The sequence below is a fragment of the Paractinoplanes rhizophilus genome (assembly GCF_042664765.1).
Taxonomy (GTDB): Bacteria; Actinomycetota; Actinomycetes; order Mycobacteriales; family Micromonosporaceae; genus Actinoplanes; species Actinoplanes rhizophilus.
This window is the reverse complement of record NZ_JBHTBJ010000001.1, coordinates 33,092-47,634: the sequence shown is the minus strand read 5'-3', so window position 1 is coordinate 47,634 and position 14,543 is coordinate 33,092. Positions and strand designations below refer to the sequence as shown.

General features: G+C 72.4%; 16 protein-coding genes. 9 read left to right on the top strand and 7 right to left on the bottom strand.

From position 1 onward, the window contains the following. Positions 1-1,302, top strand: coding sequence for an aspartate aminotransferase family protein (locus ACFQS1_RS00220; RefSeq protein WP_378963778.1), 1,302 nt, complete (start codon positions 1-3; stop codon positions 1,300-1,302). Here ACFQS1_RS00220 and ACFQS1_RS00215 read toward each other — a convergent pair. Beyond that, positions 1,299-1,895: a TetR/AcrR family transcriptional regulator gene (locus ACFQS1_RS00215; protein WP_378963777.1), complete on the bottom strand. Its 597-nt coding sequence runs from the start codon at positions 1,893-1,895 to the stop codon at positions 1,299-1,301. The two genes, ACFQS1_RS00220 and ACFQS1_RS00215, sit on opposite strands and share 4 nt — an antisense overlap. 78 nt (positions 1,896-1,973) lie before the next feature. Here ACFQS1_RS00215 and ACFQS1_RS00210 point away from each other — a divergent pair, with 78 nt between their 5' ends. Then, positions 1,974-2,915, top strand: a complete 942-nt coding sequence (locus tag ACFQS1_RS00210) for an LLM class F420-dependent oxidoreductase (RefSeq protein WP_378963776.1) — start codon at positions 1,974-1,976, stop codon at positions 2,913-2,915. Positions 2,916-3,009: 94 nt separating this feature from the next. Here ACFQS1_RS00210 and ACFQS1_RS00205 read toward each other — a convergent pair whose 3' ends face one another. Next, the gene (locus ACFQS1_RS00205; RefSeq protein ID WP_378963775.1) at positions 3,010-3,885 is read right to left on the bottom strand and encodes a phytanoyl-CoA dioxygenase family protein; all 876 of its coding nucleotides are present in this window, start codon (positions 3,883-3,885) and stop codon (positions 3,010-3,012) included. Between the two features lie 246 nt (positions 3,886-4,131). Here ACFQS1_RS00205 and ACFQS1_RS00200 point away from each other — a divergent pair, with 246 nt between their 5' ends. The 7 genes from ACFQS1_RS00200 to ACFQS1_RS00170 all read left to right on the top strand — a co-directional run bounded on the left by ACFQS1_RS00200 (position 4,132) and on the right by ACFQS1_RS00170 (position 10,561). After that, positions 4,132-5,049, top strand: a complete 918-nt coding sequence (locus ACFQS1_RS00200) for a sugar phosphate isomerase/epimerase family protein (protein ID WP_378963774.1) — start codon at positions 4,132-4,134, stop codon at positions 5,047-5,049. 111 nt (positions 5,050-5,160) lie between these two features. Continuing rightward, on the top strand, positions 5,161-5,739 hold the full coding sequence (locus ACFQS1_RS00195) for a YdeI/OmpD-associated family protein (protein ID WP_378963773.1): 579 nt from the start codon (positions 5,161-5,163) through the stop codon (positions 5,737-5,739). Positions 5,740-5,820: 81 nt separating this feature from the next. Next, positions 5,821-6,687 carry a hypothetical protein gene (locus tag ACFQS1_RS00190; RefSeq protein ID WP_378963772.1) on the top strand — a complete coding sequence of 289 codons (867 nt, stop codon included), beginning with the start codon at positions 5,821-5,823 and terminating at the stop codon, positions 6,685-6,687. Between the two features lie 93 nt (positions 6,688-6,780). Then, positions 6,781-7,380, top strand: coding sequence for a chloramphenicol phosphotransferase CPT family protein (locus ACFQS1_RS00185; protein ID WP_378963771.1), 600 nt, complete (start codon positions 6,781-6,783; stop codon positions 7,378-7,380). A gap of 54 nt (positions 7,381-7,434) precedes the next feature. After that, positions 7,435-8,805, top strand: coding sequence for an FAD-binding oxidoreductase (locus ACFQS1_RS00180; RefSeq protein WP_378963770.1), 1,371 nt, complete (start codon positions 7,435-7,437; stop codon positions 8,803-8,805). Positions 8,806-8,879: 74 nt separating this feature from the next. After that, on the top strand, positions 8,880-9,956 hold the full coding sequence (locus tag ACFQS1_RS00175) for a M4 family metallopeptidase (RefSeq protein ID WP_378963769.1): 1,077 nt from the start codon (positions 8,880-8,882) through the stop codon (positions 9,954-9,956). 65 nt (positions 9,957-10,021) lie between these two features. Further along, positions 10,022-10,561: an alpha/beta hydrolase gene (locus ACFQS1_RS00170; RefSeq protein ID WP_378963768.1), complete on the top strand. Its 540-nt coding sequence runs from the start codon at positions 10,022-10,024 to the stop codon at positions 10,559-10,561. Positions 10,562-10,569: 8 nt separating this feature from the next. On the opposite strand, the gene ACFQS1_RS00165 is transcribed toward ACFQS1_RS00170, so the two are convergent. The 5 genes from ACFQS1_RS00165 to ACFQS1_RS00145 all read right to left on the bottom strand — a co-directional run bounded on the left by ACFQS1_RS00165 (position 10,570) and on the right by ACFQS1_RS00145 (position 14,359). Beyond that, positions 10,570-11,193 carry a response regulator gene (locus ACFQS1_RS00165; RefSeq protein WP_378963767.1) on the bottom strand — a complete coding sequence of 208 codons (624 nt, stop codon included), beginning with the start codon at positions 11,191-11,193 and terminating at the stop codon, positions 10,570-10,572. Further along, entirely contained in the window at positions 11,190-12,278 is a 1,089-nt protein-coding gene (locus tag ACFQS1_RS00160) for a sensor histidine kinase (protein ID WP_378963766.1), read from the bottom strand. Before ACFQS1_RS00160 ends, ACFQS1_RS00165 begins: the two co-directional genes overlap by 4 nt. Positions 12,279-12,341: 63 nt before the next feature. After that, positions 12,342-12,623, bottom strand: a complete 282-nt coding sequence (locus tag ACFQS1_RS00155; protein WP_378963765.1) for a hypothetical protein — start codon at positions 12,621-12,623, stop codon at positions 12,342-12,344. 11 nt (positions 12,624-12,634) lie between these two features. After that, positions 12,635-13,873: an inorganic phosphate transporter gene (locus ACFQS1_RS00150; RefSeq protein WP_378964611.1), complete on the bottom strand. Its 1,239-nt coding sequence runs from the start codon at positions 13,871-13,873 to the stop codon at positions 12,635-12,637. Between the two features lie 171 nt (positions 13,874-14,044). Then, a complete protein-coding gene (locus ACFQS1_RS00145; RefSeq protein WP_378963764.1) occupies positions 14,045-14,359 on the bottom strand; it encodes a DUF3349 domain-containing protein in 315 nt (104 codons plus the stop codon). Positions 14,360-14,543: the final 184 nt, after the last annotated feature.

Sequence of the window (14,543 nt, the reverse complement as noted above, 5' to 3'; positions counted from 1 at the left end):
ATGACCGATGATCTGCTGAACCGCCACCGCGCCGTGATGCCGGACTGGATGCCGATCTACTACGGCGAGGACGCGATCGAGATCGTGTCCGGCTCGGGGCGCCGGGTCACCGACGGGGCCGGGCGCACCTACCTGGACTTCTTCGGCGGCGTGCTGACCAACATGATCGGGTACGACGTCGCCGAGATCAACGAGGCGGTCCGGCGCCAGCTGTCGACCGGCGTGGTGCACACCTCGACGCTGTATCTGATCCGCGAGCAGGTCGCGTTGGCCGAGAAGATCGCCCGCCTCTCCGGCATCCCCGACGCCCGGGTGTTCCTCACCAACTCGGGCACCGAGGCCAACGAGACCGCGCTGCTGATGGCCACCAATGTGCGCCGCTCCAACCAGATCCTGGCGATCAAGAACAGCTACCACGGCCGGACCTTCGCCACCATGGCGATCACCGGCCACCGATCCTGGTCGTCGAGCTCGCTGAGTCCGCTCACCGTGTCCTGGCTCGCCTCCGGCGACCGGCTGCGGGGGCGGATGGCGGGCCTGTCGTCCGGCGACATCGCCGAGGCGGCCGTGGACGACCTGCGCGAGGTGCTCGCGACCGTCACCGCCGGGGACGTGGCCGCGCTGATCGCCGAGCCGATCCAGGGCGTCGGCGGGTTCGTGGCCGCGCCCGACGGGGTGCTCGGGGCGTACCAGAAGGTCTTGAACGAATCCGGCATCCTGCTCATCGCCGACGAGGTCCAGACCGGGTGGGGGCGCACCGGCGAGCACTTCTGGGGCTATCAGGCGCACGGGGTCACGCCCGACCTGATCACGTTCGCGAAGGGCATCGGGAACGGGTTCGCGCTCGGCGGCGTGGTCGGGCGGGCCGCGGTGATGAACGCGGTGCCGGCGATCAGCTTCTCGACGTACGGCGGGAACCCGCTCTCGGCGGCGGCCGGCAACGCGGTGCTCGACTACGTGCTGTCGCACGACCTGCAGGCGAACGCGGCCCGGGTCGGATCGATCCTGCTGGACGGGCTGCGCGCGCTGGACGTGCCGATCCTGGCCGAGGTGCGCGGCAAGGGGCTGATGGTCGGCCTCGAGTTCGTGCGGCCGGGCACCACGGAGCCCGACCCGGCAGCGACCGTACGGGTGTTCGACGCGTGCAAGGCCGGCGGGTTGCTGGTCGGCAAGGGCGGCCTCTACGGCAACGTGATCCGGATCGGGCCGCCGCTGACGCTGACCGAGGACGAGGCCCGCGAGGGGCTGGCCATCCTGGTCGACGCCATCACCCAGGTGGACGCCTCGTCGCGGATCGGCTAGCTCTGTTCCGGTCCGATGAGAGCGTAGGCGGCGGCGGTCGCGCGGGCGGCGATGTCGTCGATCGTGCGGCCACCGTGGGTGAAGAAGCCGTCGGTGAACAGCGACACGTAGCCGTGCGCGACCGCGACCGTGGCCTCGCCCAGCGCGATGGCCGCCTCATATGACGGACAGCCAGTCGCCGTGGCCAGATCCACCAAGGTCGTGATCAGCGCGCGGGTCTGCTCCCGGCGGGCGTCGTCGGGCACGTCGTAGAGCTCGGCCGCGAAGATCACCGGGAAGCCGGCGCCGGTGCGGGCGACGTATCGCACGTAGGCCCCGGCGAGGGCGGCCAGCCGTTCTCGTGGATTCTCATGGCCGGCGGCCGCGGCGATGATCTCGGCGCGCAGGTCGTGGGCGGCCGCCGCGGAGACCGCGCCGAGCAAGTGGGCGCGGTCCGGGAAGTGGCGGTAGGGCGCGGCCGAGCTCACCCCGGCCCGGCGGGCGACCGCGGCCACCGAGAAGCGCTGCAGGCCGCAGTCGGCGAGCACGTCGAAGCTGGCCGTGATCAGCGCGGCCCGCAGATCGCCGTGGTGGTAGGCCCGCTCCGCCGACACGCCGCGCTCCCGCTTGCCTCGGGTGTAAGAAGGCTCTTACATTAGCATGTGATAGCCCTCTTACATCGTGGAGGCACCGTGAGCATCCGGCTCGGGTACCAGATTCCGAACTTCACCTACCCCGGCGTCCCGGTCGAGCGCCTTTTCGACACCGTGGTCGCGCAGGCGCGGGAGGCGGAGTCGGCAGGGTTCGACACCGTCCTGGTGATGGACCATCTCTATCAACTGCCCGGCATCGGCACGCCGGACCAGCCGATGCTCGAGTCGTACACGACGCTCGGCGCGCTCGCCTCGGCCACCTCGGCGATCCAGCTTTCCACGCTGGTCACCGGCAACACGTACCGCAACCCGGCCCTGCTGGCCAAGACGGTGACCACCCTCGACGTGGTCTCGCACGGCCGGGCCGTCCTCGGCATCGGGGCCGGCTGGTTCGAGCTCGAGCACCACGACTACGGCTTCGAGTTCGGCACCTTCGGCCAGCGGTTCGAGCGGCTCGAGGAGGCGCTCACGATCATCTCGCCGATGCTGCGCGGCGAGCCGGCGTCGCTGGACGGCAAGTGGTACACGGCCCGCGGCGCCATGAACAACCCGCGGCTGCGCCCGGCGGTGCCGATCATGCTGGGCGGCGCCGGCGAGCAGAAGACGTTCCGGCTGGCCGCCCGCTTCGCCGACCACATGAACATCATCTGCGACCTGGCCGACCTGCCGCGCAAGGTCGCGGTGCTGCGGCAGCGGTGCGAGGAGATCGGCCGCGACCCGGCCACCCTGGCCACCAGCTTCCTGGTGATGGGCATGGTGGGGGAGACGCCGCAGGAGGCGAAGGAGCTCGGCGAGACGATTCCCGAGGACCGGCGCAACCGGGCCTTCATCGGCACCCCCGACGAGGTCGCCGACCAGGTGCACGAGCGGATCCTCGGCGCCGGTGTCGACGGCGTCGCGATCAACCTGACCCGCAACGGCCACCGGCCGGGCGTGGTCGCCGCGGTCGGGGCCGCGCTCAAGCCGCTGGTCGCGGCGTGACCTGACGCCGGGCCGCCGGTCCGGTCGATCCGGTGACTCCGGGGAGGGTTGCCGGATCGAGCCGGTGCCGGCGGTGACTACGCTCCGTGGATGATCAGCGGAGCCAGGGAATGGATCGGTCGAGCTTGCCGCGGGTCGACAATTCGTGGCGCAGCGGAATTTTCTCGTCGATGTAGCCGTCCCAGTTGACGCCCCAGTAATTGGCGGTGTGGGTCGCTTCCCCGAGCAATTGCCGTTGCACCGGCGTCCGATTTCGCCACCAATCGCCGTCGCGGTCGATCGGCATGTCGTCCAGCGGGCGGATCCACCGGTAGGTGTAGCCGACGAACAGCATCTTGCGGGTGACCGCGCTGCGGTTGACCGACCGCGAGTGCCACAGGCGGCGATCGAAGACGAACGCGTCGCCGGGGTTCGCGGTGATCTCCATGGCGCCGCGCGGGTCCCGGCCGGGCTCGGTGCGCTCCAGCGTGTTGCTCAGGTGGGAGCCGGGGATGACCCTCGTCGCGCCGCGGCCGGTGCGGGACAGGTCGGACAGGACGTAGGCGACCTTCAGCGACAGCATCGGCCGGGGGTCGCCGGTCAGCGACTCGGGATCCGAGTTCTGGCGGTATCCGTCCTGGTGCCAGCCCCAGCCCGGCGGCTCCTCGAGCGGCGCGGGCGGCGTCACGTCGAGGTGGTTGTGGTGGCTGTAGATGTTCCAGCCGGCCAGGCCCCACACGTACGGGAACGTGGCGGGATGCGTGAGCAGCTCGCCGAACAGCTCGTCGCGGTCCAGGAAACCGAGCAGATGCAGGGTGCCGTCGGGCTTGAGCCGCCCGGCCTCGCGCTCGTGCGCGTAGACCCGGTCGACCGCCGCCTCGAGGCGGGCCCGATGCTGCTCGGTGAGCGCGCCGCGAACGAGCAGAATGCCCTCGCGCTGGAACTCGGCGCGTTGCTCCGGCGTGATCGCCTCGAAACCGGTCAATACCATTTGACGGTCCCCCTCACATGTTCACTATTCGCTTTTCCCCCGGGGGATCCGGTGCTTCATGAACAGAGACGCCACCGGGGCGCCATTTCGTTGCAGCGTCTTCTCCCCCGTTCGTGCCAACACTCTGCGTGACCGAGGGGTTTCGTTCAAGAGTGGCGAACTTTCGCTTGATCTGAAGAAACTTGTCTTCACGGTCATCGAAACTTGTGGTTGTCTGCCCGAGGACGCCGTTCGAAGGAGACCGCAATGCCGCCGTCACTGAACCGCCGCCAACTCCTCGGAGCCGCCGCCGCAGCCGGCGCCGCCACCACCCTCGCCGCTCCGTCCGCCGCTCAGGCCGGCGGCCACGGCCACGGCCACGGCGCGATCCACCGGGTGCCGCGCGACCAGATCAGCGTGCAGCTCTACACCCTGCGCGACCAGCTGGCCATCGACCTCGAGGCGAGCCTCGCCGAGCTGGCGGAGATCGGCTACACCCGGGTCGAGCACGCCGGCTTCGTCGGCCGTACCGCCGCCCAGTTCCGCGCGGCGCTCGACAACGCCGGCCTGCGCGCCACCTCGGGCCACGTCGGCATCCCGCAGCCGTTCGACGCGGACGCGTGGAAGCAGGCGCTCGAGGACGCCAACATCGTCGGCAACAAGTACATCGTCCACCCGTTCTTCGGGCAGGGCCCGAGCGGCCCGATCCGCGACGCCGCTGTCTACCGCGCGTTCGCCGCCGACCTCAACCAGGCCGGCGCGCTCGCGCGCAGGGCCGGGCTCGACTTCGGCTACCACAACCACCAGGCCGAGTTCCTGCGCCAGGACGGTACCTCGAAGACCGGGTACGACATCCTCACCGGCGAGACCGACCCCCGCCTCGTGCACCTGGAGGTCGACCTCTTCTGGGCCTTCCGCGGGGCGCGCGACCCGGTCGACCTGATCGAGAAGCTGCGCGGGCGCATCAAGCAGGTCCACGTCAAGGACCTGGACGTCAGCGGCAGCTTCGCCGACCCGGGCGCCGGTCTGATCGACTTCGGCCGGATCTTCGCCCGCTCCCGGGAGGCGGGCCTGGTCGAGTACATCGTCGAGCGCGACGACGCCGGCACCCCGCCGCGGACCCCGGCCGACGCCCTCCGGACGGCCGAGATCGGCTACGACTTCCTGGCCGGGATCCGGTTCTGATGGTGCGCCGCACCACCGGCGCGTCCGGCACATGGCCCGCACCGGCGAGGCGTGCGCCGGGCGGGTCATAAACTCTCGGGCGGATTGCCACTACGACGATGGAGCCGGCCCGTGCCCGCCGCTGACCTGCCGATCATGTCCTTCGCGTCGATGTCCGCCTGGCGCGACTGGCTCGACGCGGAGCACGGGTCCGCGGCCGGCGTGTGGCTGAAGATCGCGAAGAAGGACTCCGGGTCGGCCAGCGTCAGCTACGGCGACGCGCTGTCCGTCGCCCTGTGCTACGGCTGGATCGACGGCCAGAAGCGGCCCTTCGACGACGCCTGGTGGCTGCAACGGTTCACCCCGCGCAAGCCCGGCAGCCGATGGTCGAAGGTCAACCGGCAGAAGGCCGAGGAGCTGATCGACGGCGGACTGATGCGCCCGGCCGGCCGGCGCGAAGTCGACGCCGCGCGGGCGGACGGCCGCTGGGCGGCCGCCTACGACGGCTCGCGGACCGCGACGGTGCCGGACGACCTGGCGGCTGCGCTCGCCGGCAACGAGGCCGCCGCGGCCTTCTTCGCCACCCTGGACGCGCGCAACCGGTTCGCGATCCTCTATCGCGTGCAGGAGGCCAAGCGGGCCGAGACCCGGGCCCGGCGCATCGACACGTTCGTCACCATGCTCGCCAACGGCGAGAAGATCCATCCCTGAGAATCAAGCGACCGCAGTGCGACGCGATGCGCGCTGTCGTGGCGCGGCCCGGGCGCGCGGCGATGTGGTGAACTTGACGGCATGCAGATGCGTCCGGCGGAGCTGGCGGCGATCCGGGACGGCGAGGTCGACCTCGCGTTCCGCCGCTGGGAGCAGCCTCGTCTGCGGGTCGGCACCCGGATGCGCACCGCGGTCGGGCTGCTCGAGGTCACGTCCGTCGACCGGGTGGCGGTGAGCTCGCTGTCCGCCGCGGACGCGCGCCGGGCCGGCGCGGCGTCGCTGACCGCGCTCCGGCAGGGGCTGGACCGCGTGCACCCCGAGCGGCCGGTGTATCGGATCGGGTTGCGGTACGCGGGCGCGGACCCGCGGCAGGCGTTGCGGGAATCGGTGCCCGAGGCCGCCGAGCTCGACGCGATCAGCGCGTGGCTCGATCGGCTCGACCGCGCCTCCCCGGCCGGGCCGTGGACCCGGGCGACGCTCCTGCTGATCGACGAACTGCCGGCGACGCGGGCGCCCGACCTCGCGCGGCGGATGGGGCGGGACACCCCGGCGTTCAAACAGAACGTGCGCAAGCTCAAGGAGCGCGGCCTGACCGAGTCGCTCGACATCGGCTACCGGCTCTCGGCCCGCGGCGCCGCCGTCCTGGACCACGAGGGTCATCGCCGGCCGGGCCCCGGCCGGCCGGAGCCGGAGCCGGGCACCCCGCTGCCACATCTCGGCGCGGCCGCGACCCGCGCGCTCACCGCGCGTGGCGCGGTCAGCCTGGAGCGGGTTGCCGAGCTGAGCGAGGCCGAGGTCAAGGAAATGCACGGCGTCGGGCCCTACGCCCTGCGCCATCTGCGAGCCGCGATGGACGCGGCCGGGCTCACCTTCCGCGACGAGGCGGAACGAGCGAGGCCGGAACGAGCGATCACGGCCGGGGTCGTCGCTGACGATCTTCCGGCTTGATGCGGACCCGGTAGGTTTCGTCGCCGCATCGGCGACGTCGGCATCGACGGGGGGAGCGCGTTGGTTGGGGAGCGGGATGCAGCGGGCCAGATCGTGATCCTCAATGGCCCGCCGCGGTCGGGCAAATCCAGCATTGCCGCCGCCATCCAGGCGCGATCCGACGACGTCTGGATGAACCTGGGAGTCGACCACTTCAAGGCGATGACCCCGGCCCGGTTCCAGCCCGGGATCGGCCTGCGGCCCGGCGGCGAGCGACCCGATCTCGAACCGCTGGTGGTGCGCCTCTACCACGCCATGTACGAGGCGATCGCCACCCACAGCCGGCTCGGGTTCAACGTCGTCGTCGACGCCGTACACCACGACGCCTACTCGGTTCCGCGGCAGATCCTGCGCACGTCCGCCCGGCAACTTCGGGGGTTGCCGGTGCTGTTCGTGGGCGTGCGATGCCCGGTCGAGGTCGCGCTGGAACGCCGCCGCGCCACCTGGGGCGGCGACGGCTACGCCAAGGGCGGCACTGTGCCCGATCCGGTGCGCCGGTGGCATGAGGCGGTCCACCGGCCCGGAATCTATGACCTCGAGGTCGACACGTCGGTGCTGCGGCCGGAGCAGTGCGCCGACCTCATCGGCAGCCGCCTCACCGACGGCCCGCCGCCGCGCGCCTTCCCACGCATAGCCGATTTGCCCGCCGAGTAGTCGCCAGGTGGCCGAGGTGGTCCGGGGAATCCGCGCCCGCGTAGGGTCGCGGAGGTGAGGGATCTGCTCCACGGCCTCGACGTGATCGACGACGCCGACGTCCTGCGGGGTCTCAGCCACGACGAGGCGGAGTGGGCGCCCTTCGGGACGGCGGTCGCGGCCGTCCGCCCGCGAGACACCGATGACGTACGGCGGGTGGTTGCCGCCTGCGCTCAGCGGCGGGTGCCGATCGTCCCCCGGGGTGCCGGGACCGGCCTGTCCGGCGGCGCCAACGCGGTCGACGGCGCGCTGATCCTGGACCTGTCGCGGATGAACCGGATCATCGGGATCGACACCGAGAACATGACCGCCACCGTGCAGCCGGGCGTGGTCAACGACGACCTCAAGGCCGCGGTCGCCGGGCACGGCCTGTGGTACCCGCCCGACCCGGCCAGCGCGCCCTGGTCCACGATCGGCGGCAACGTCGCCACCAACGCCGGCGGCCTGTGCTGCCTCAAGTACGGCGTCACCCGCGACTACGTGCTCGGGCTGGAGGCGGTGGTCGGCGGGCCGGCCGGCGAGTACGGCACGGTCGTGCGGCTGGGCCGGCGCACCACCAAGGGCGTCAGCGGCTACGACCTGGCCGGCCTGTTCACCGGGTCGGAGGGCACGTTCGGGGTGATCACCGAGATCACCGTACGGCTGCGCCCGGCCCGCCCGGCCGCGCCGCGCACGGTCGTCGGCGCGTTCCCCAGCCTGGTCGCCGCGGGGGAGGCGGTCGCCGCGACCACCCGGGCGGGTCTGCTGCCGGCCGCGCTCGAACTGCTCGACCACGCCTGCCTGCGCGCCGTCGAGGAGTGGAAGCACCTGGGCCTGGAGTCCGGCGCCGCCGCGCTGCTGCTGGCCCAGCTCGACACCCCCGGCCCGGCCGGCGACGAGGAGGCCGCCGCGGTGGCCGGGGCGTTCCGCGCGGCCGGGGCGCTGTGGGCCGAGCAGTCCACCGACGAGGTGGAGGCCGAGGCCCTGTTCGCGGCGCGCCGCCTGGCGTACCCCGCGTTCGAGCGGCTCGGTCCGGTGCTCACCGAGGACGTCTGCGTGCCGCGCTCCCGCGTACCCGAGATGTTGTCCTTGATCGAAGCGATCGCCGCCCGTCATGGCGCGACCATCGCCACGATCGCGCACGCCGGGGACGGCAACCTGCACCCGATGATCCTCGCGCCGGCCGGGGACGAGGGCGCGCGCCGGGCCGCCCAGGCGGCGTTCGAGGACATGCTGACGGCGGCGATCGGGATGGGCGGCACGGTGACCGGCGAGCACGGTGTCGGCCTGCTGAAACGCGCCGGGATGCGGCGGGAGCTGTCGCCCGCGGTGCTGGCCATGCAGGTGGCCGTGAAGCAGACGCTGGACCCGCTGAACCTTTTCAACCCGGGCAAAGTTGTCGGCTGACCGACCGACGCCTCGACCGCGCCCGTGATCACTGAGAGTATCGACGGCCTCACTGCGACGATCCGAGGTGCGTCATGTCTGCCAACCGGCTCAACTGCATCATCCCGCCCTATCTCCTGAACAGGCTGCTCGACAGCGAGAACGCCGAGATCCGCGACGCCGCCCTGGGCACGCTGCTGACCACCGCACGGTTACGCGGCCAGCGCGAGGTGCGCGGGCTGATCGCGCGCGCCGTCGCGGCGCCCGGCGACGGCCGCCGCACCGTCTTCGACTGCGCGCACGGCACGTTCCTGCCGTTCGCCACGCTCGCCCGCTCCGAGGACGACGCGCCGGTCGCCGACGAGTCGGTCAACCGGGCCTTCGACGGCTTCGGCGTGACCCGCGGCTTCTACCGCGAGATCTTCGAGCGCGACTCGATCGACGGCCGCGGCATGCGCCTGCAGGGCTACGTGCACCGCGGCGACCGCTACAACAACGCGTTCTGGGACGGCCAGGAGATGGTCTTCGGCGACGGCGACGGCCAGATCTTCTCGGACTTCACCGGCTCGCTCGACGTGATCGCGCACGAGCTCGCGCACGGCGTCACCGAGCACACCGCCAACCTGGAGTACCGCACCCAGTCCGGCGCGCTCAACGAGTCGTGCTCCGACGTGGCCGGCTCGATGGTCAAGCAGTGGCACCTGGGCCAGAGCGCCGATCAGGCCGACTGGCTGATCGGCCCCGAGGTGTTCACGCCGGGCATCGACGCCGACGCGCTGCGGTCGATGAAGGCGCCGGGCACCGCGTTCGACAACAAGCTGTTCGGCAAGGATCCGCAGCCCGACCACATGGAGCGCTACATGGACCTGCCGGACACCGAGGAGGGCGACTACGGCGGCGTGCACCTCAACTCGGGCATCCCCAACAAGGCGTTCTACCTGGTGGCGACCGGCATCGGCGGCAACTCGTGGGAGGCGCCCGGGCACATCTGGTACGAGTCGCTGAAGGCGTCCACGGCGACCACCCAGTTCCAGGAGTTCGCCGACCGGACGCACGCCAAGGCCGGCGAGCTGTACGGCGCGGGCAGCGCCGAGCAGCAGGCGGTCGCGGCCGCGTGGGACGAGGTGGGCCTGCGGATCACCCCGCCGCCGGCCGGCCCGCGCCGCCGCTGAGGCCGGCGCGGCGCTGAGGCCGGCGCGACGCACCCGGGACGGCCGCTGCCGGTAGGGTCGGCGGCGTGGCTGACGCGGTGGTGATCCCGGGCGGAAGCTTCGGCCCGGCGGCCGGATTGCTGCTGTACGCCGCGGACGTCCCCGAGCGGCGCGGCGCGGCGGTGCATCGGCATTCCTGGTCGCGGCGGCCGGAGCGCCTGTTCGAGCCGGAGGTCGAGGACTGGGTCGGCCGGGAGATCGCCCCCTTGCTGGACGCGGTCGGCGGCAGCCCGCTGCTGATCGGCAAGTCGCTCGGCACGAACGCCGCCGCGCTGGCGGCCTCGCGGTCGCTGCCCGCGGTGTGGCTGACGCCGCTGCTGACCGTGCCCTGGGTGGCCGCCGCCCTGCGGCGCGCGACCGCGCCGTTCCTCCTCGTCGGCGGCACCGCCGACCCGGCCTGGGACGGCGACGTGGCCCGCCGGCTGTCCCCGCACGTGTTCGAGGTCGAGGGCGCCGACCACGGGATGCAGGTGCCCGGCCCGCTGCTCGACTCGATCGCGGTGCTGGGCCGGACGGTCACGGCGATCGACGAGTTCCTCGAGGCGATCGCCTGGCCGGCCCGCTGATCGGCGGCTCAGGCGAAGCCGTTCTCGTAGGCCCACATGGCGATCTCGACGCGGTTGCGGGCCGGCAGCTTCGTCATCAAGCTCGCGATGTGGGTCTTGACGGTGCTCAGGCTGATGAACAGCTCGTCGGCGATCTCGCTGTTGGTGCGGCCGCGCGCCACCACCCGCAGCACCTCCTCCTCGCGGCCGGTCAGCGGCTCGACCGGCTTGCTGCGCGCGCGGCCGGTGGCGAAGGCGCCGAGCAGTCTCGCGGTCACGCTGGGCGCGATCAGGGCGTCCCCGGACGCGGCGGCGTGGACGGCCTGGTCGAGGAGGGCGGCGCCGGACTCCTTCAGCAGGAAGCCCCGGGCGCCGGCGCGCAACGCGGCGTAGACGTGCTCGTCCAGGTCGAACGTCGTGATGACGACGACCGGGATGGGCTGAAGCAGACGGGTGGCCTCGATGCCGTCCAGGACGGGCATGCGGATGTCCAGCAGGCACACGTCCGGCCGGAGGGCGCGGGCCTTGGTCACGGCCTCGCGGCCGTCGGCGGCCACGCCCACCACCTCGATGCCGGGGCGGGAATTCAGCAGCATGGCCAGGCCGGTGCGGACGATCTCCTGGTCGTCGGCGACCAGCACGCGCAGGGTCACGATGCCGGCCCGGTGCGGGGCAGGGTGGCGGTGACGCTCCAGCCGCGCTCCGGGCCGGGGCCGGCCGAGAAGACGCCGCCCAGCAGGGCGGCGCGCTCGCGCATGCCGGCCAGCCCGAAGCCGGCCGGAGCGGGGGAGGCGGGGGACCGGAGGCCGTCGTCGGTGACGCGCAGATGGACCGACGTGTCGTCGGCGGCGACGCGTACCGAGATGTGGGTCGCCTCCCGCGCGTGGCGGCGGGCGTTGGTCACCGCTTCCTGCGCCAGGCGGAAGACCGCGGCGCCCACGGCGGGGGCCACCGAAGCCAGGTCGCCGGTGACGTCCAGGTCGACGCGGGAGTCGGTCCCGGTGAGGGCGCCGAGGTCGGCAAGGGTGGGTGCGGCGCGCAGGGCCTTGACGACCGTGCGCATCTCGGCCAGCGCCGCGGACGCCTCCGCCTCGATCACCCGCAGCGCGTCCAGGGCTGCCTCCGGCGACGACGGGGCGAGCGCCAGGCCGGCCTGGGCGCGGATGGCCATGGCGCTGACGTGGTGGGCGACGGTGTCGTGCAGGTCGCGGGCCAGGCGCTCGCGCTCGACGAGGCGTACCTTCTCGAACTCGCGCAACCGCACGACGGCCCGGAAACGCATGGCCAGGCCGAGGGCCGCCACGGCGAAGATCACGGCCGCGGCGGCCAGGGCGGCGGCGACCGTCATCTGGTCGAAGGCGATCGCGATGACGATCCGGGCGGCCATGACGCCGACGCCGATCACGATGTCGCGGCCGGAGCCCCAGCGCAGCAGCGAGTAGGGCAGGAGCGCCACGAAGACCAGCGAGGCGGCCTCGGGCGGGACGCCGTGGGTGAGGGCCGGCGCGACGGCGGTCACCGCGAAGGCGATCGTGACCATCGCCAGCGGATGGCTGCGCCGCCACAGCAGGGTCGGGGCGAGCAGGAAGACCAGCAGGACGGCCACGAAGCCGCCGGGCAGCGCCGGGCGTGCCACGCCCTCGATCACCGCGAGCAGGCAGAAGGCCGCGGCCAGTGCCCAGTCGCGCCATCCCCGTGCGGGCGCGCCGGGCGCCGCCGGCTCCGCCCAAAGGCTCATCCGATGCCTCAGTGTCAGCGTCAGCAGTTTCTCGTTGCCGCGAGCGTACCGGGCGGGCCGGCGTCAGTGCTTGGCGACGATCGTGGGGTAGATGTGCTCGAAGCTGAGGGCCTTGCCGAAGCCGGACGCCACGATGAACGCGATGCCGAGCAGGACCCCGAGGATCACGACGGCGAACAGCCCGTACCCGATGGCCCGGCCCGCCGGGCGCGGCGCCGGACCGGCGGCCGACCAGGCCAGGGAACGGATCCCGAGGGTGAACAGGATCGGCAGGCCGGCCCCGAGGACCAGGCCGGCGAGCAGGACGCGCCAGGCGCCGTCGAGGGCGAAACCCAGGTTGTGCATCGGTGGTCCTCTCAGCTCGCGGCGGCCGTGGCGGGCAGGCGGCCGGGGGCGCCGGCGACGGGCGGGACCACCGCGTCCCAGTCGTCGTTGACGTTGCTGTGGTCGACCCGGATGCGGCGCGAGCGCAGCCACATGCCGGTCGCCGCGCCGACCAGCAGCGCGACCACGGTCAGGGCGCCGGCCAGGCCGCCCACGAGGTCGCCGATCCACCACATCAGCGCGCCGACCACGCCGGCCGCCGGCAGCGTGATCAGCCAGGCGAGCACCATCCGCCCGGCCACCCGCCAGCGGACCTCGGCGGCGGGGCGGCCGACGCCGGAGCCGAGCACCGAGCCGGTCGCGACGTGCGTGGTGGACAGCGCGAAGCCCAGGTGGCTGGAGGCGAGGATGACCGCGGCGGACGCGGACTGGGCGGCCATGCCCTGCGCGGGCGCGATGTCGACCAGGCCCTTGCCGAGCGTACGGATGATCCGCCAGCCGCCGAGGTAGGTGCCGAGCGCGATCGCCAGGGCGCAGGCCACCTTCACCCAGAACGGGATGCTCCCGGTGTCGGTCCAGTGGCCGGAGGCGATCAGCGCGAGGGTGATGACGCCCATGGTCTTCTGCGCGTCGTTGGTGCCGTGCGCCAGCGAGACCAGCGACGCGCTGCCGATCTGGCCCCACTTGAAGCCGCGCTCGGCGTAGCGCAGCGCGATGCCGGCGGTCATCCGGAAGATGATCCAGGTGCCCGCGGCGGCGACCAGGCCGGCGATGACCGGCGACATGACGGCGGGCAGCAGCACCTTGCCGACCACGCCGTCGAGCTTCGAGCCGTCGCCGTTCCAGTTGACCCCGGCCCAGCCGAGACCCGCCACGGTGGCGCCGATCAGGCCGCCGAACAGCGCGTGCGACGAGCTGGAGGGCAGGCCCAGCAGCCAGGTGGCGAGGTTCCAGATGATGCCGCCGACCAGGCCCGCGAGAACGATCATCAGCAGCGCCTCGCCGCCGTGCGTGGTGAGCGGCTCCTTCGGCGTACCGTCGGAATTCTGGATCTTGACGACCGCGTTGGTGACCGTCAGCGCCACCTGGACCGACAGGAACGCCCCGACCAGGTTGAGCAGACCGGACAGGGCCACGGCGGTCTTCGGGCTCAGCGCCCTGGTCGCGATGGTCGTGGCCATCGCATTCGCCGTGTCGTGGAATCCGTTGGTGAAATCGAACGCCAGTGCCGTCACGACAACCAGGGCGAGGATCACCGAAGTTTGGGTCACGAAGGGATGGTCGCCCGGCGGGCGCACCCCTAGCCAGAGGATGAACGTCACCTTTTCGATGTTCGATCCGCGTTAACCGGATGTTTCCCAAAGTTGCACGGAAAGTATCGGAAATTTATACGCATCGTGAACGGCGCGGGTCATTCACCCTGATCGTTCATGTGAGGTTCATCATTCGGCGGGCGGATCGGCCAGCGGCCACCCGCCCGCCGCGAGGTGCGCCGAGACCCGGGCCACGTCGGCCGGCGTGGCCTCCTGCAGCATCGAGTCGCTGATCATCTGCTCGATGTCGTCGCCGCTGATCGCATCGTCGGAGAGCAGCGACTGGGTGGCGAGGTCCTTGGCGACCCGACGGATCTCGTCCTCGGTCAGCTTGCGGCGCAGCACCCCGAGCAGCGCGACGTAGTCCTGCCGGGGCACCCCGGCCGGGTAACCGGCGCGCAGCCACTCCACGCTGCGCGTGATGAAGTTGGAACGTTCGCTCAAGACGGCTCCCTGTCAGCTCGCGGTAGCCGGCGGCCACCAGTCAAGTGATACCCGGCGCGAGGCCCCGGCGGCACCGGCGGCCGGGAGCCGTCCGACCGGCGGTGGCCAGGGCGTTCGCGGTGGCGCGCCGGTGCGGGGCGGACGCGTCCCGCCGGTCGCGGAATCGTCGGCCACGGGGATGGTC